Annotated in this window: 24 protein-coding genes; 20 read left to right on the top strand and 4 right to left on the bottom strand. The window is 46.5% G+C overall.

The window, feature by feature from the left end; genetic code table 11:
* Positions 1 to 37: 37 nt before the first annotated feature.
* The 5 genes from KNO86_RS13230 to KNO86_RS13210 all read left to right on the top strand — a co-directional run bounded on the left by KNO86_RS13230 (position 38) and on the right by KNO86_RS13210 (position 3,649).
* Entirely contained in the window at positions 38 to 985 is a 948-nt protein-coding gene (locus KNO86_RS13230; protein ID WP_214697022.1) for a sugar-binding transcriptional regulator, read from the top strand.
* 4 nt (positions 986 to 989) lie between these two features.
* Entirely contained in the window at positions 990 to 1,679 is a 690-nt protein-coding gene (rpiA, locus tag KNO86_RS13225) for a ribose 5-phosphate isomerase A (protein WP_214697019.1), read from the top strand.
* Entirely contained in the window at positions 1,676 to 2,644 is a 969-nt protein-coding gene (locus KNO86_RS13220; protein WP_214697018.1) for a Gfo/Idh/MocA family protein, read from the top strand. Before rpiA ends, KNO86_RS13220 begins: the two co-directional genes overlap by 4 nt.
* Positions 2,628 to 3,149 (top strand): VOC family protein, encoded by a 522-nt coding sequence (locus KNO86_RS13215; RefSeq protein ID WP_214697016.1) that lies wholly within the window; start codon positions 2,628 to 2,630, stop codon positions 3,147 to 3,149. The genes KNO86_RS13220 and KNO86_RS13215 overlap by 17 nt, the downstream gene beginning before the upstream one ends.
* Before the next feature lie 179 nt (positions 3,150 to 3,328).
* Positions 3,329 to 3,649: a nucleotide pyrophosphohydrolase gene (locus tag KNO86_RS13210; protein ID WP_214697014.1), complete on the top strand. Its 321-nt coding sequence runs from the start codon at positions 3,329 to 3,331 to the stop codon at positions 3,647 to 3,649.
* A 198-nt stretch (positions 3,650 to 3,847) separates the two neighbouring features.
* Here the strand turns inward: KNO86_RS13210 and KNO86_RS13205 are convergent, their stop codons facing one another.
* Entirely contained in the window at positions 3,848 to 4,291 is a 444-nt protein-coding gene (locus tag KNO86_RS13205; protein WP_214697012.1) for a DUF4279 domain-containing protein, read from the bottom strand.
* A gap of 79 nt (positions 4,292 to 4,370) precedes the next feature.
* On the opposite strand from KNO86_RS13205, the gene KNO86_RS13200 reads away from it, so the two are divergent.
* Positions 4,371 to 4,838, top strand: a complete 468-nt coding sequence (locus KNO86_RS13200; protein ID WP_214697010.1) for a hypothetical protein — start codon at positions 4,371 to 4,373, stop codon at positions 4,836 to 4,838.
* A 131-nt stretch (positions 4,839 to 4,969) separates the two neighbouring features.
* The gene (locus tag KNO86_RS13195) at positions 4,970 to 6,163 is read left to right on the top strand and encodes an MFS transporter (RefSeq protein WP_214697008.1); all 1,194 of its coding nucleotides are present in this window, start codon (positions 4,970 to 4,972) and stop codon (positions 6,161 to 6,163) included.
* A gap of 19 nt (positions 6,164 to 6,182) precedes the next feature.
* On the opposite strand, the gene KNO86_RS13190 is transcribed toward KNO86_RS13195, so the two are convergent.
* Complete coding sequence (locus KNO86_RS13190; protein ID WP_214697006.1) at positions 6,183 to 6,764, bottom strand: cysteine hydrolase family protein; 582 nt, start codon at positions 6,762 to 6,764, stop codon at positions 6,183 to 6,185.
* Between the two features lie 144 nt (positions 6,765 to 6,908).
* On the opposite strand from KNO86_RS13190, the gene KNO86_RS13185 reads away from it, so the two are divergent.
* Both KNO86_RS13185 and KNO86_RS13180 read left to right on the top strand, forming a co-directional pair.
* A complete protein-coding gene (locus tag KNO86_RS13185) occupies positions 6,909 to 7,331 on the top strand; it encodes an Lrp/AsnC family transcriptional regulator (RefSeq protein WP_214697004.1) in 423 nt (140 codons plus the stop codon).
* An 88-nt stretch (positions 7,332 to 7,419) separates the two neighbouring features.
* Positions 7,420 to 8,064 (top strand): DUF3841 domain-containing protein, encoded by a 645-nt coding sequence (locus KNO86_RS13180; protein WP_214697002.1) that lies wholly within the window; start codon positions 7,420 to 7,422, stop codon positions 8,062 to 8,064.
* Positions 8,065 to 8,089: 25 nt separating this feature from the next.
* On the opposite strand, the gene KNO86_RS13175 is transcribed toward KNO86_RS13180, so the two are convergent.
* Entirely contained in the window at positions 8,090 to 8,314 is a 225-nt protein-coding gene (locus tag KNO86_RS13175) for a hypothetical protein (RefSeq protein WP_214697000.1), read from the bottom strand.
* A gap of 127 nt (positions 8,315 to 8,441) precedes the next feature.
* On the opposite strand from KNO86_RS13175, the gene KNO86_RS13170 reads away from it, so the two are divergent.
* Both KNO86_RS13170 and KNO86_RS13165 read left to right on the top strand, forming a co-directional pair.
* The gene (locus KNO86_RS13170) at positions 8,442 to 8,978 is read left to right on the top strand and encodes a DUF3841 domain-containing protein (protein WP_214696998.1); all 537 of its coding nucleotides are present in this window, start codon (positions 8,442 to 8,444) and stop codon (positions 8,976 to 8,978) included.
* The gene (locus KNO86_RS13165) at positions 8,975 to 9,718 is read left to right on the top strand and encodes a nucleotidyltransferase domain-containing protein (RefSeq protein WP_214696996.1); all 744 of its coding nucleotides are present in this window, start codon (positions 8,975 to 8,977) and stop codon (positions 9,716 to 9,718) included. Before KNO86_RS13170 ends, KNO86_RS13165 begins: the two co-directional genes overlap by 4 nt.
* On the opposite strand, the gene KNO86_RS13160 is transcribed toward KNO86_RS13165, so the two are convergent.
* Positions 9,715 to 9,999 carry a hypothetical protein gene (locus KNO86_RS13160; RefSeq protein WP_214696994.1) on the bottom strand — a complete coding sequence of 95 codons (285 nt, stop codon included), beginning with the start codon at positions 9,997 to 9,999 and terminating at the stop codon, positions 9,715 to 9,717. The genes KNO86_RS13165 and KNO86_RS13160 overlap by 4 nt on opposite strands.
* An 82-nt stretch (positions 10,000 to 10,081) precedes the next feature.
* Between KNO86_RS13160 and KNO86_RS13155 the strand changes: the two genes are divergently transcribed.
* From KNO86_RS13155 to KNO86_RS13115, 9 genes are all read left to right on the top strand, one after another.
* Positions 10,082 to 11,110, top strand: a complete 1,029-nt coding sequence (locus KNO86_RS13155) for a flavin monoamine oxidase family protein (protein WP_214696992.1) — start codon at positions 10,082 to 10,084, stop codon at positions 11,108 to 11,110.
* Positions 11,111 to 11,217: 107 nt separating this feature from the next.
* Complete coding sequence (locus KNO86_RS13150; protein WP_214696990.1) at positions 11,218 to 11,667, top strand: hypothetical protein; 450 nt, start codon at positions 11,218 to 11,220, stop codon at positions 11,665 to 11,667.
* A 13-nt stretch (positions 11,668 to 11,680) separates the two neighbouring features.
* Entirely contained in the window at positions 11,681 to 12,139 is a 459-nt protein-coding gene (locus tag KNO86_RS13145) for a hypothetical protein (RefSeq protein WP_214696988.1), read from the top strand.
* A 9-nt stretch (positions 12,140 to 12,148) separates the two neighbouring features.
* Entirely contained in the window at positions 12,149 to 12,325 is a 177-nt protein-coding gene (locus tag KNO86_RS13140; RefSeq protein ID WP_214696986.1) for a hypothetical protein, read from the top strand.
* A gap of 323 nt (positions 12,326 to 12,648) precedes the next feature.
* A complete protein-coding gene (locus tag KNO86_RS13135; protein ID WP_214696984.1) occupies positions 12,649 to 13,149 on the top strand; it encodes a hypothetical protein in 501 nt (166 codons plus the stop codon).
* Positions 13,124 to 13,606 (top strand): hypothetical protein, encoded by a 483-nt coding sequence (locus KNO86_RS13130; RefSeq protein WP_214696982.1) that lies wholly within the window; start codon positions 13,124 to 13,126, stop codon positions 13,604 to 13,606. The genes KNO86_RS13135 and KNO86_RS13130 overlap by 26 nt, the downstream gene beginning before the upstream one ends.
* Positions 13,607 to 13,713: 107 nt before the next feature.
* The gene (locus KNO86_RS13125; protein WP_251127021.1) at positions 13,714 to 14,652 is read left to right on the top strand and encodes a DMT family transporter; all 939 of its coding nucleotides are present in this window, start codon (positions 13,714 to 13,716) and stop codon (positions 14,650 to 14,652) included.
* A gap of 12 nt (positions 14,653 to 14,664) precedes the next feature.
* Positions 14,665 to 15,090, top strand: a complete 426-nt coding sequence (locus KNO86_RS13120; RefSeq protein ID WP_214696978.1) for a DMT family transporter — start codon at positions 14,665 to 14,667, stop codon at positions 15,088 to 15,090.
* A gap of 12 nt (positions 15,091 to 15,102) precedes the next feature.
* Positions 15,103 to 15,762, top strand: a complete 660-nt coding sequence (locus KNO86_RS13115; RefSeq protein WP_214696972.1) for a Crp/Fnr family transcriptional regulator — start codon at positions 15,103 to 15,105, stop codon at positions 15,760 to 15,762.
* Positions 15,763 to 15,766: the final 4 nt, after the last annotated feature.

Here is a 15,766-nt window from a genome sequence, read left to right as displayed (position 1 = left end):
CATTTATATGTACATTTGTGCAAAGGGGTGTGACTGAATGTCAGAAGAACTGAAGAGACTTTACGAAGTAGCGCATTTGTATTACGAACAGAATCAAACACAACACCAGATTGCAGAGACACTCGATGTCAATCGGGCCACGGTTAGTCGCATGTTAAAACGCATCCGGGAATTAGGGATTGTGAAGTTCCAAATCGATTATGATCGCTTTCAATCAATTGACGTGGCAGTCCAACTGAAAGAACAGTTCGGTCTAAAGCATGTTATCTTAGTGCCTGAAAAATTAGGACAACGTGAAGAGACGTTACAACGTATGGGGAAAGCGTGCGCAACATACGTCGAGTCGGTGGTGACCGATGACGATGTGATCGGCTTTTCTTGGGGAACAGCACTCGCAGCTGTCGTAGAAGCACTCACACCGAAAGAAGCGTATTCAAATATCCAATGTGTGCCACTCATCGGTGGGCCGGACGGAAAACTCGAAAGTCGTTTTCATGCGAACACGTTAGCGTATGACGCCTCACGAAAATGGCGTGGACGTTCTAAACTAATCGACGTTCCTGCTATTTTACCGAATGCCGCCATCAAACAAGCATTGACGCAGTCAACACATGCTCAGGAAGTCGTGGAGCTGTGGGGGCGGATGAACATCGCCCTCTTCGGAATCGGTTCGGCCCAACTGAACCAGGAATCCAACTGGTTGGCCTTCTATGGTCAAACGTTTACCGACGAAATGAACGAACTCCAAATCATCGGAGATCTTTGCTCGCACTTCTATAATCAAAATGGAGAGACCGTGACCACTTCGCTATCGGATCGAACAGTCCATATTGAGCATCAACAACTCGCAAAGGTGCCACTTAAAATCGGGGTTGCCTATGGAAGTGAGAAAGTAGAGGCGATTCGAGTCGCCGCCGAGCATCGGTTGATTGATGTCATCGTGACAACTGATCGCACGGCCCAACAACTGTTACAGGGGGAATGAACAGATGGACATAAAAGAGAAGTGTGCGGAAGCCGCGCTCCATTGGATTGAATCGGGGATGACAATCGGTCTTGGGGGTGGCAGTACGATTCAACACCTCATCAATATGATTCATGCGAATGAACTGGACGTGACAATCGTAACACCTTCTTTTGTCACACGACGCGCCTGTCTTGAAAAAGGGCTTCGGGTTGTCGAGACGGGGGATGTCTCGCTGATCGACCTTGCTTTTGACGGATGTGACCAAGTCGATACACGACACCACGCCTTGAAGAGTGGAGGCGGGATTCATACGGAAGAAAAACTTATTGCGACCATGGCGAAGCGATACGTATTACTAGTGGATGACTCTAAATTTGTTGAACGATTGACGTTTGATCATCCGATTGTCTTGGAAGTTCTTCCACAAGCATTCACTTATGTGAGCCAGAAAATTCAAGAGTTCCCTTGGGTGACATCTCTACAAGTTCGTCAAAGTTTGAACAGTGACGGGGCCTTGGTGACCGTGAACGGAAACCGATTACTCGACGTGGTCGTCCGTCCGTCTGAAGATCCGATTGAGGTTCACCACCAGTTATCTCAAGTACGTGGCGTGGTTGATACGTCCTTGTTCACAGATGTCGTCACGCACGTCATCGTTGCATCGCATCACGATACAGTCGTCTATTCAACAGAAACGGGGGAAGTGAAATGAAGCGATGGGGAATCATTGGACCAGGTGCGATTGCGACAGAATTCGCTCAAGCACTCGCACAATCAGATGGTATTACCTACGGGGTATGGGGACGAGATGTAGAAAAAGCCGAACAATTCGCGCAAGAATATGGTGTGAGATATGTGTACCAAACGTTAGGGGAGATGTTGTCTTCACCTGACATCGACATCGTCTACGTGGCGACACCTCATCACCTCCATTATTCGATGATGGAACAAGCCATCGCACATGGAAAGCATGTCCTTTGCGAAAAAGCCATCACACTAAACAGTGAAGAGCTGGAGAACATTCAACGTCTGGCTGATGATCAAGGGGTGATTGTGCTCGAAGCAATGACGATTTATCATATGCCGCTCTTTGAAGAATTAAGACGTCGTGTGCAGGCAGGTGCAATCGGACGAGTCAATATGATTCATGTATCGTTCGGCAGTTATAAAGAAGATGATCCGTCTAACCGATTCTTCAATCCAGAATTGGCTGGGGGTGCGATGCTCGATATCGGGACGTACGCCTTATCGTTCGCTAGAAATTTCTTGGACGAAGAAGTGGTGGAAGTGTTGACGACGATGAAGCCATACAAGACCGGGGTCGATGAACAATCGAGTATGATCCTTCGTACAGGTTCTGGTCAAATGGTGAACATTACCCTTGCGATGCGTACGAAGTTACCGAAACAAGGAGTAGTCGCGGGAGAAGAGGGGTACATTACCGTCAATGCGTTTCCTCGTGCAACGGAGGCGACCATCACGTATACGAAAGATGGCTCGGTTGAGACCGTTCAGCTTGGGGAGACGGAGCAGGCATTACGCTATGAAATCGACGCGATGCATCGTGTCATTTCTGGTGAATCTGACGAGACGCGACTTTATTCACGGGATGTTATGACGTGGATGGATCGGATCCGTCAACAATGGAAGGGGACTCATCATGAACAGAGGAATTGATCACATCGGAATGACGGTGCCTTCTATTGAGGAGGCAACTACTTTTTTGAAAGATGCGTTCCACGCTGAGATTTGCTATGACGTGCAACGTCCAGAAGATGAACCGATGGAAGGGAAAGAGGCAGAGCAACAACTGGACTTACCAGACGGACAACAAATTATCCATATGCGGCTGCTCCAAATCAAATCAGGACCGTCTATCGAGTTGTTTCAAGTCTCACGTGTAAATGAAACCGAACCGACAGGAATTTCATCGTACGGTTTACATCATTTCGCGATTTATGTGGATGATATGCAAGAGGCGGCTCAGCGCTTTGAACGTGCAGGTGGGCAGTTGTTGTCGAAACCGCATCCGTTAGCCGGTGTCGAAGACAATGGGAATAACCAAGGTGTATACGGGAAGGCGCCGTGGGGATCGCTCATCGAGCTGATTGCCTATCCGGATGGAATTGATTACCCTGCGTCGAGTGAACAGGAGCGCTGGACACCGGCGGAACATAAATGAGTGTATACGAAAAGAATCGCCCGTTCTCAGGCGATTCTTTTTTAGTCCGTATTATTTGTCATTCACAAGAATTTATTAGGGGCATATGTGAACAGATAAAAGCATAATAAAGTGCCATCTTTTGGTAATATGGAATTATGTTTAATGAGAGCAAAATTGTGAATGAGGACGTGGAGAACATGAACGAAATACAACGATTAATGGACGAGGTCATTAAATTCCGAGATGAGCGCGATTGGGCGTTCCATCATAATCCGAAAGACTTGGCACTTTCGCTGTCGCTCGAGGCGAGTGAGTTACTTGAGGTATTCCAGTGGATCTCGAGTGAAGAAGCGCTTGAGACAAAAAAGATGGAGATGGAAGAAGAGCTTGCTGACGTGTTGATTTACGCGTTGACGTTCGCTCACGCTGCTGGAATCGATGTTTCGAAAGCAATTGAAGACAAGCTCGTGAAAAACGCAGTGAAGTATCCGGTTTTGAATACTGAGGATTCACGATGAAATCGAATCACCGATTACTATTTTTCATGTATCTTGGAGCAGGTATATTGAGTTTGGTTCTCTTTCTTGCGATCCCCTTGTTTTACATAGAACGTTCGAACTGGATGAACGTCATGTTCCCACTGTTGACAATTATTTGGTTTGCGAATGCGCTTGTGCACTGGAGACAGATGAAACGAATTCATGTAGAGTGATGCGTTAAGTTTCATCAAAAAAGTCATCTTCTTCGTAAGGATTCGCATACAAGTCAATATCAAACTCGGCTTGAATTCGGTGAGCAAACTGGATTGTATCCGTATCGATGACTAGCGCTGGAGCCTGTCCATCTTCAATCACGATGACGATGACAAATTTGGCTTGTAGATTTTCATATGTTTGATAGAGTTGGTCTAATATTAGTTCTTTCCCATTTAATGTTTTAATAATTTGTTTTAGCTGATCGTTCACGTCAAATGAAGGTTGATAACCCGTACCAATCATCCATGCGGTAAAGGTAGATGGACGTTTAGAAGGTTCACGTGTCTCGCCCAATTTATAGAATTCGGTTGGGGTTAAATCCAGTAGCCTTGTCACTTCGTCAATCGAAAAATCATCACCGACAAGCTTGAAGTAGACATTTACTTCTGATTTTGTAGTAAACATTTCATTCCTTCTTTCATGCTTAATGATTATGTCCATAGTATCAGTAAAGGTGATATACACAGAAGGAGGGATTCTCTGGATGAATAGTGCTGAGCGATTTTCTCAACTTTACGCATCTGGAAAACGCTCGACCCGTCTTGCAATTCAAGTAGGACTATTGATTACTTTGAGCGGTGCCTTGTTTTACTGGAATGATGATCAGCGGTTAGCCGAAATCACTTGGTTCATCGTCTTATTTCCGGTCACGGCGTGTATCAAGCTTGTGTTTCGAACGAATGTTCTTTTGACATTTAACGAAAGTGTGCGATATCGACGGCTCGTCTGGTCTGAGGGTGCTATAGGTCTTGGAATGATTGTACTATTTACACTATTGAGTATGATAATTTTGTATCGAGAAGGGTACACTTCGGGATTGCTATTGGCTTGTAGTCTCGTTTTATTTGGCATCGTTGCATCCTCGAATCTTGACCGCAAATTGAAGCAAGTCGACGCGTCTCATGTGACCCACCGATTATACAGTCGGGGGAAAGTAGGTCATTTTGATTAAAAGCACTCGAAACATATTGGAAAAGGAGTAGACCATGTACCATTACTTGAACGACATATAACCTTGCATACGTGGACCGCCCTCGGATTTGTCTGTCATGACATCGACAAATCAAATGAGGAGCGGATAAGATGAATCGAAATATATTGGTTTTATTAGTAGTGCGTGTCATCGCGAACTTTGCGGATAGCTTTTATTTTTTGGCGTCGGTCTGGTATGTCAAAGAGACGACGGATGCCTCGGCTTGGATAGGTGTCACCACGTTTGCGGCAATGATACCAGTGGCATTCCAAGTACTTTATGGACCACTCATTGATCGTTATTCAAAAAAGAAGTTATTGCTCGTTGCCATGGCGGTCCAGGCGATGGTTTTGATTATTTTGGCGAGTTTATATGCAGTGGGAGAGTTAACCGTTGGGATTATCATCGCCGGATTGTTCCTCGCGACGTTAGCGAGTGAGCTGAGTTATCCGACAGAATATGCACTCGTTCCAAAACTTGTACGAGAAGCGGACTTACAGAGAGTGAACGCATGGTTCACGTTCACACACCATAGTCTCGATTTGTTGTGTAATGCGATTGCGGGATTCTTGCTGACAATCATCGGTATCGGTCTCATGTTTACGAGTAACGCAGTTCTTTATCTCTTTTTGTTTGCGGTCATCGGTTTCTTCCTTCGAATCAGTGAGACGGTGACTCGTGAATCAGACGATGTGACGTATATGACTGATTTGAAAGTCGGGTTTCGATATGTTTGGAAACTCGGTACGTTTCGGACATTGATTGTTGCATTCACATGCCTTAACTTTATGGTTTCGATTTCACTTGGTGTACTCCCGATACTCGCTACGACTGAGAACATGTATGGCTTATGGCTTGCGGCGATTTCCGTCGGGACGTTAGTGGGAAGCGGTTTGTCTACGCGTTACGGTGGTCGCTCATTGCGTTGGACTTTCGTTTTGGCGACAGGAATTGGAGGGCTTGCTTGGTGTGTATCGGCAATTTGGTTGAATCGAAACGTTGGCGTGACGTTGATCAGTTTTGGGATAGCTTGGATTGCAATCGGTATGATGGGCATTCAGTTTCAGACACTTCTTCAACGTCAAATTCAATCTGAATACCTAGGACGGACGTTGACGGTCGTTTATGCGCTTCAAGGAATGTTGGCCCCATTCGGCTATTTGTTTGGAGGAATGTTTGCGGACTGGATCAATCCCAACCTCCTGTATATGATTGGAGCGTTGACGTTACTCGTTTCAAGTATATATTTTAAGAAAAGTTCTTTTCTCACATCTCATGTTGCCCTTCGAGATCAAGCAGCATGACATCAAAGAAGTACAGCCCTCATGAGAAGGGCTGTACTTCTTTTTGTTGAATGAATTGGAGCGTAGACTCAGTCGTTTGAATCGATGCAAATTCTTCATTTAGACTAGCGAGCGACACGTCATGAATGACCTCTGCGGGAATCCATGCCCCACTGATTGATTGACGATCGAACGTCGCCGTCGCATCGGAGACGACGATTGGATTAAATCCTAAGTTTCCTGCCATCCGTGCGGTCGTCTCGACGCAATGGTTCGTGATTAATCCGGTGATGACGATTTTTGTCGCACCAAGTGCTTCGAGTCGCTCTTGTAAATCCGTTCCGATGAAGGCACTATTCACCTGTTTCGTTAGGATGACATCTTGTTCACGAGGTTGAATGAAGTCTTGGAACAAATGACCGTCTTTTTTGAAATAGAAGAGTGAAGTCGGTACTTGTGTGACATGCTGGACATAGATGATTGGTTGGTCCTGTTCTTCCCATGTCTCGATCAACCGTGCGATATTCTCTTCACATTGCGGATTGTTGCGCTTCCCCCAGCTTGGATCATGAAAGGCTTGTTGGACATCGATGATGAGTAATGGAACGACTATTTTTTGCATGTTGATTCCCCCTTGAATTGGATACTTCAAGTGTATGTAACGGAGGAATACAGATACATAGAGGTTTGACGGAAGTTTCAGCGAATGACTTAAGAAAGAACGGATTATGTACCGTTTCACTTTATTTTGAAAGGTGAATGCCAAATGGATGAAATAGACCGCCATATTCTTGAATTGATGCAACAACAAGCCCGGATCTCGATGACCGAATTAGGACGACAGATTGGATTGTCTACGCCTGCTGCGACCGAACGGGTGAGGCGACTTGAAGAACGCGGAGTCATCATTGGCTATCGGGCCGTCATTAACCCCGAAAAGATGGACAAACACGTAACTGCCTTTATTCTTTATGACACACATCGGTGTGAGGCGTTCCGTGAATTTTGTCGTCAACAGCCGTCCGTGATTGAATGTCATCGTTTAGCCGGACAGTATAGCTACCTTGTCAAAGTCGTGACGGAAAACGTGCGCACGTTAGAGTCGTTTATCGACGAATCAATGGAGTATGGTCGTCCCTCGTCCCTGATTAATCTATCTTCACCCGTATCATTCAGACCCGTCATATAATATGACCTGGTTATTTTTTTTATCGTAGTTCTTCTGCTGAAATCTTTTAAACTAGCTGTAGACGAACGATGGAAGGATGAAAAAGGCATTGGGAATTTATTATACATACCAGCATGAAGCAGCGTGGCACCAGGCTTTAAAGAGGGGATATCTTGAAGCGAGCGGGGAACACGCATTGTTTATGGATCCTGACTATGATGATTTTAAAATATATTATGACTGGATGGTCGAGCAATACGAGAAGCGTACCAACATTTTGATGAATGGGAACTATCCCATTTGGTGTTGGGACGAGTTTCCCGATTTAGGCAGGGATGGACATATTGATCGAGGTGCGAAAGGAATTGTCTTGACGGTTGAGATTCCAGATGAAGCAGTATTGGCATCAGAGTTTCAATACTGGCATATCGTCTTGAATAATGGATATATTTTCGAAAGTTATGATGAGGAGAACGCTGATTATGACGATTCTCACTTTTCAAAAGAAGAAATCCGAAAATCATGGGAGCGCATTTTTGATCGTGCGTGGTGTGAGTCGACCGTAGCGAATCAACCTTCAGTCGGTTTGACATATCAGCATGTCACTCATCGTGTCGATCTCACACAAGTTCGAGCTGTCATGCCTTTTATCGGTCGAGGCAACAGGTTATTAGACCGAGTGAGAGGGATGGGATGGCGCATCGGATTCAAACTCGGACTCATTCGATCTAAACCGTTTAAATGGAAATCGTGATAAGGCGAAACGCAGCTAACCTAAGTCAGCTGCGTTTTGTGTTCGAATCTAATTGTTGTTCGATGTGGTCGAGACGTTCAATCAATACTTGTAACTGCTTCGAGCGTTCACGTTCCATAAAGAGTTGCTCGTCAGCCCGTTTCTCAGAGCGTACGACGACATTACGAATCCACAACATACCGATGATTAGTACGACGATTGGCAAAATCGTGAAGATGAGTCCGAATAATGAAACCATGATGACGTTCATATAGACATTCCTCCCTTTCTACGTCTTCATTATACTTCCAAATACATCCAGATTAAAAGACTGTCATTGGCATTGTATCCTATATGCTCGTTAAACTGAATACAGAGACTTGAAAGGAGTCGATTGAATGGCAATTTATTATACATATCAACATGCAGGTGCGTGGGAAGCCGCTAAGAAGAATGGTTTTTTATTCGGTGACCCGAACTACGGTATGCTTAAAGATGAGGAAGATGCCAATCATCGATCTGCCTACGATTGGTTGGTTGACCAATATGAGAAGCGCACGAAACGATTACTGAATGAGAATGATCCCGTTTGGCTTAGTGATACCCCACCAAATGTAGCGCGTGGAGGTTTTTTAGAGGTTGGGGAGCCGGGTGTCGTATTGACCGTCGAGCTACCTGATGAGGCCGTGTTAGAACTGGAAGCAGGTTACTGGGTGTTTGCCTTAAATCGATGGTTCCTCTCTTTTGAAGACCGTGAGGCAGAGAACGAGGAAGAGCTGTGTACATCGTGGGAGAACATGTTCGACCGTGAATGGTGTGAAGCAATCGTTAAAGAATATCCTGAAACGAATACGAAATATGACTATATCGTCGACCAGATTCATCTTCACCAAGTGCTTGATGTCCAAACGTTCATCGAACAAGGTGTGTCATGATCAAGCCGACCCGACTTGGAGCGGACGAGGCTGGTTACGTCATTAATCAAACATCCATCCATAACGTCCAACCTGAGTTTGAAGTGGTGCTTTTCAAAGCAATCGAATTGGTGAAAGAAGCATTCGATGAACAGCTACACAGCATATATCTATACGGAAGCATCGGTCGCGGGACAGCTGTTGCTGGTGAATCGGATCTAGATTTGACGGTGCTTGTGCATGAGGATGTCGATGCGACGGAATTGATGGAGCAGACGGAGCAATTACTAACGGAACATCGGGAAGTCATCAAAATCGACTACGATATCGGTCGTCTGGATGTGGCACTGGATTCAGCGAACTGTTTTGAATGGGGCTTTTGGCTAAGACATCTCTGTACGTGTGTTTACGGTGAAGATGTTTCGACTCAATTCCCACTCATGAAGCCGGATGCTCGTGTGAGCGAGGAGTTGAACCAGGATTTAGTTTCCACCATTGAAACAGCTAAGTCCAAATTACTTCGTGGACAGATGTCTCATCTAGAGAAGCGCTCCATCGTGAAGCGTGTCATTCGAGGTTGGTATTTGACGATTAACGTAAAGGATGAGAGTTTCGCGACGACTGTAGAAGCGTGCTTAGAGATTCTAAAACTCTATTTCCCGGAAGATCCACGAGTAGAGGAAGGGGAAACACTATTGAGACAAGATGACATCACAAATCAACAGCTTCTAGACTATCTGAATAAAATAGACTGGAATTAACGATGTCTTTCCTCAATCGGGATGTAACCGTTCGGTCGTCTTCGCTTTACGTCCGTCTCAAAGTAGAGTTGGGGCGTGTATAGAGCGCTCATTACGTAAAGGACGATAACAGACTCGACTAAAATCGACCATTGAATGAAATCGAATAAAAATGGAAACCATATAGAGTGTGAAACGAGACATAGCGCCCAAGTCATCCCATTCTCTGTCCGAATAAATCGGTACAGGATGCGCATCAATACGATATAAGGGAAGAAAAGATAATAGAATATATTTTTCAATTGATGTCGTCCTTTCTAGAACAGATCCAATCATCTAACCCAGTATAATCGAGGAGAGACGGACGACAAAGGAGAATTTACAATGAAATCAATCGCCATCATCGGAGCTGGTGTCAGCGGGCTTTATGCCGCACTCCAACTTCAACAAAAAGGATATGACGTCACAGTCTTTGAAGCACGTGAGCGAGTCGGAGGACGCATCTTCACGAAGGATGGCTATGACCTAGGACCGACATGGTATTGGCCGGATACGGAGAAGACGATCTCGGAACTCGTGGATACACTCGGACTCGAGTCTTTCCTTCAACATACGACAGGAGAGATGGTGCTCGAACGCCAGACGACGACTGCGCCGGAACGACATGTGCTGCCGGAGGAAAGCATTGTCCAATCGAAACGTGTAGTCGGTGGGATGACGAGTTTAGTGGAAGCATTATACGCGCATTTGTCCGATGACATCGTACATCTCGGACATCGTCTCACGTCCATCGACCGACAGACAGACCGACTCCAATTGACGTTCCAAAATGGGGCGGTGCATCACACGGATGACGTGATTCTTGCACTTCCTCCACGCCTTGTCGCCAATCTAACAATCGAGCCTGAATTGCCAGCTTCGACACGGAATGCACTCAAAACGACTCCGACTTGGATGGCATCTCAGGCGAAGGCGCTGATTGTATACGAGACACCGTTCTGGCGAGAAGAGGGTCTGTCTGGATTTGGGATGAGTTGGGTCGGTCCACTCCAAGAGATTCATGACGCCTCACCAATGGACGGTCAAGGCGCGCTATTCGGATTCTTCCGTCTGTCACCGGATGAACGTAAAGCGTTGGGAGAAGGGCAAGTGAAGACACGTGTCATTGAGCAACTGGAGAAGTTATACGGTCCGAAAGCGAATGACTTCTTGCGATTTCACTATATGGACTGGTCGACAGAATCTGAGACAGCAACTTCTGACGACCTCATGCCGCTCACGGCATTCCCGGCTTATGGTCCAATCGAGCTCGGAGACCGCCTCCATTTGATCGGTTCGGAGACGGACGCACAGTTCGGGGGTCATATCGAAGGGGCGTTACGTTCTGTCAAGGTGATGCTCCAGAAGTTTTGAAGTGAATCGAAAGTAAAGGAAGGAGGGTTGATCCTTCCTTTTTAATTTGTAAAATAACGGAACTTTTCTCATGCGCATCCCGTATAGTGAAATAAGAGGTGAATGAGATGAACAAGCAAGAACGACTACATACAATCAAACAATCAAATCGGAAGCGACTCCTGCAACGCTTACTCTTAGCGCTTCCGGCAGGTCTTGCGGTTTACTTCCTCATGCGAACGGACGGGAACATTTGGATTGGGTTCACAATCATCGGTGGGGTGTTACTTGCGACGCGTTACTTCTTTTCGAATGAAGCAGAGGCAATCAGTCAATTGTCGGAGCAAGAACAGGTGAAACGTGTCGTGACACTGCAGTATCATCTGGACTTCCTCTTTATCGCATTGCTCGGACTGGTGAATCCGTTGGCCATTCGAATCATGGAGTGGTCTTGGATTCCTACAGTTCTTATCGGTGGGGCATTGCTTTATATCTTTTGGGCTCAAGAGAAGCTCGATCAACAAATTCGCTGGCTCGACCCGGAGCAACCGACACGTCGCGAGATTCGACGATTCTGAAAGGGTGAATGGGATGAATAAACAAGAACGAATCAATACGATTTATCGTTATCAACAGCGTTGGCTCCTGCTGCGCTCAATCCTTGCAATACTGATAGGTGGACTTGTCGTACTCGTGCTTCAATCTAATGGAGAGCCGATGTACACCATTCCATTAGCGTTCACACTCACGATTATGCTTTACATCATCGGACGAGAGCGGCGCTTCGTCAGGAAGTTAACGAATGTGGAACAAGCCAAACGGATCATCGATTGGCAGTATGTATCGGAAATGGGGCTACTCGTCTTATTAGCCATCCTCTTTCCATTCATCGTTCTGATCGGTTGGCCGGGATGGTCGCTCTTCGTTGTCTTCTTAAGTGGAGTCATCTTATTGCATTTCTTACAGAAGATGCTCGACAGACAGATTTCCGAGTACGACGCGGAACAACCGATGCGCCGTGAAATCAAACTCGACTTCGTGAAAGATTGAGGTGACAGCGTGGATAAAGCCGAACGATTTCGACAGATTGAGCAGTTTGAGAAGCGCTTCACCCGTCTGAATATCATCGTAAGTGCAGTCATGTTAGGCGTATCGATTTATTTTCTGTTGACATGGAGTCCGTATAGCATTCTCCTACCAGGTGTCGCACTTCTTTATGCGACATGGCTTGAATGAAACAAGATGAAATTACAGCAATCCTTCAACGAATCGACACGCTATCATCGTCTGCTACGAATGAATTTTACTGTTATGTTAATCAGTCTGATGTGGTTCGTGGTTTTGATTGCGATGCATTTCAACGGAATCGATCTCTTACCGTGGATGAGTTAGACGCTCCTCATCGGCGGACCGTGTTTCATATTGATTCCACGTTGGATTGACCGAAAGCAGTCCGCGCTTGATGAGCACCACGTCACATCAGGCGAATGGACCCGGGCAAACCGTGAGCGTTTGAAACATACGTTAGATGATATTTCAAGGAAAGGTCGTAAAGAGTCATGACGAAACAAGAACGAATTCAATATATCGGCACATATCGCCAATTGCATCAAAATAAGAGCATCTGGCTTACAGCGGCCCTTATTGTCTATAACAGTTTCGTGCTCGGTTTTGACACATGGTGGATATGGGGAATCGGGTCGACGCTAGCAGCGACTGGACTCATGTATCTAACACGTCAAGAAAGTAAACAGTTGCAAACCATGACGTCCGGAAAAGCCCAGTCGCTCACGAAGCGTTTGTATCGCCTCTATTCTTACTGGATTGGAGCAATCACAGGAATGGTCCTTCTCAGTCGCCTTGAGGTTTCATCAATCGGTCTAGGCTTCATTGTCCTGGGCATCATTGGTCTAGGTATCGTCCTGTTAGCATGGACTCACTATCAGACCGTCCGGAAATTACGACAAGCCGACCCGGACCAACCGACACGGGATGAGGTGACGAAGCACTATCGATCTTACGAAGGGAGTACATATGCTGACGAAAGAAAAGCGAATTGAACAGTTGCTCAAACAAGATGACAGTCATTGGCGTTGGCGGTGGGGCGTCGCCATCGCGACCGTCGTGATGACATTCCTCATCGCTGCGCAGTACAGACTGTACGCTCCGCTCATCGTGTTCATCAGTTTTTTTCCATATCTCTGTCTCGAGTGGCGGAAGACAAAACTGCTTCTTACCTTTAACGAGGATGCGCGTTATCAACGTCTGGTGTATACAGACTTTGGAATCCAGTGGCTCTGCTTCGTCTCGACCATCTGCCTACTAGCCGCCTATTATGCTGATTCGTTGTCGCCCGTCGTTGCCATTGCCGTGTTATTCGGGATCGGTGGGCTGTCGATTTTGGCACCATACATCATCAATCAAAAGCTTCACAAGTTCGATGTGCATCACGTACTTGGGAAAGAATTGCGTGAAGCACGCGATCAGCGTTTCCATGAGTCTAAAACGAACACCTGAAAAGGGTTCGTTTTTTTATTTGAGGACATCGGTCCTTTTCTTCTTGGGTGCCGAGGCGTAAGCTGACAATGTATAGAGAACTAGTAGAAGAATCGAGGAAGACAGTCATGTTAGCTATTTTGATTGGATTGACGATTGGGATTTTGCTACCGATGCAGACGAGTGTGAACTCACGCTTGCGCCAAGTGGTCGGCTCCCCGTTCGTCGCATCGTTTTTATCGTTTACTGTCGGGACCATCTTTTTATCTCTGTTACTCCTCTTGACCGGTCAGTCATTCGGGTTTGATAGCTCGGTGATTCAGGAAGGTCCAGGTTGGATGTGGATTGGTGGACTGTTAGGTGTTTTATTTTTAACGGGGAATATCTTGTTGTTCCCGAGGCTCGGAAGTGTCCAGACGGTCATCATGCCGATTTTCGGACAGATTTTGATGGGCTTGTTGATTGACCATTTTGGTTGGTTCAACTCCGTTGAGCATCCCATCACAGCGTTACGCTTGTTCGGGGTCGTGCTCGTCTTACTTGGCGTCATCGGAACGGTCGCCTTATCCGACTGGCTCAACCGCCGAAGAGGCAAGCTGGTCGTCTCCATGGAAACGGACACGGGGAACCTGAATCTTTGGCGACTATTCGGGATTTTCACAGGAATGATGAGTGCCACACAAACGGCCATTAACGGCTATTTGGGTACGGTGCTCGAATCGGCACTGAAAGGAGCATTGGTCTCTTTCATTGTCGGGACGATGGCGCTCTTACTCATTTTACTCGTCTCGCGTCAACCGGTTCCGCTCGGACGATTGAAAGGTCATCCATGGTGGATCTGGCTCGGTGGGATCATTGGGGCGCTCTTCATCGGAGGAAACGTCCTTATCGTTCCGATTGTCGGGACGGGGATTGCTGTCATCATCGTCATTGTCGGACTGTTATGTGGAAGTTTACTGATCGACCGTTTCGGTTGGTTCGGAGCGAAGAAGAACCCGGTCACTGGTGTGCAAATCATCAGTCTGATCGTCATGGTGCTTGGGATTGTATTGATTCGTCTATCTTAAGGGGGGAGAACGATGCGAGGAGTGTTGTTTGCAATCAGCGGAGGCTTCTTTTTGACGTTACAAAGTGTGGCGAATGCGCGAATCAGTTCGCAGATTGGAACGTGGCAAGCGGCGACGTTGACACAGTTCACAGGATTCATCGTCGCGCTCCTCGTCATGTTGGCGTTACGCGACCGCACGTATATCGAGATGCGTCACGTGAACCCGCTCTACTTATCAGGTGGGGCGTTTGCAGCGATCATCTTGTTCAGTAATATGACGGCCGTCCACGAGCTCGGAGTCACGCTCACGATTTCCTTGTTTCTCATCGCGCAGTTGGCGCTCGCGCTCGTCATTGACTGGCGTGGATGGTTCGGGATGGTGCGTCGGAACTTGAACGGGATGCAGTTGTTCGGGGTGTTCATGATGATCGCGGGGGTCTTTTTATTAAAATGGTAGGGGGAAACGTATATGGTTGAGGCGTATGTGAAGCAATTTGAATTAGACGTTTTGCCCGTCGCTGCGCAACAAGAATTGAAGCTTGTCCGATACGAGCCGGGAGACGTCATTTGTACGCAAGCCGATGAAGCGGAGCATCTCCGTTTCTTAGTGAAAGGGAAGATTCGCGTCTCCCATACTTCCGCTGCCGGTAAGCGTCTCGTCCTTTCTTTCAAATATCCACTCGATTTGATTGGGGACATCGAATATATTCAACGGACCCCTTATTTGAATACGGTTGAAGCTGTCACAGAAGTTGAGATGCTCGTCATCCGATTCGAGGATTTAGTACGTCACGCGCACGAAGAAGTCGCCTGGTTACATTATTTATTGGAAGAAATCACGCGAAAGTTCAAACGGAAGTCGCAATCCCTCAGCTTCAATTTGTTCTATCCCGTTGAGGTTCGCTTAGCGAGTTATTTATTGTCGATGACGCCAGATGACCAAACGCTAGGTTCGACGGTCGACCAATTGACGGATATCGCTGATTTGATTGGGACGAGTTATCGTCATGTGAACCGGACGCTTCGGCGTTTCGTCGGAGCCGGTTTAATCGAGCGCAATCGACGGATGATTACCATCATCGACCGGGAAGGGTTGTTGGAGATTGTCGGGGAGAGTATTTATGAATAGGAGG

The organism is Exiguobacterium sp. s160 (assembly GCF_018617575.1).
In the GTDB taxonomy this organism is placed as follows: domain Bacteria; phylum Bacillota; class Bacilli; order Exiguobacteriales; family Exiguobacteriaceae; genus Exiguobacterium; species Exiguobacterium aestuarii_A.
The sequence above is the reverse complement of the archived record's forward strand: the minus strand, read 5'-3'. Positions and strand labels throughout refer to the sequence as shown.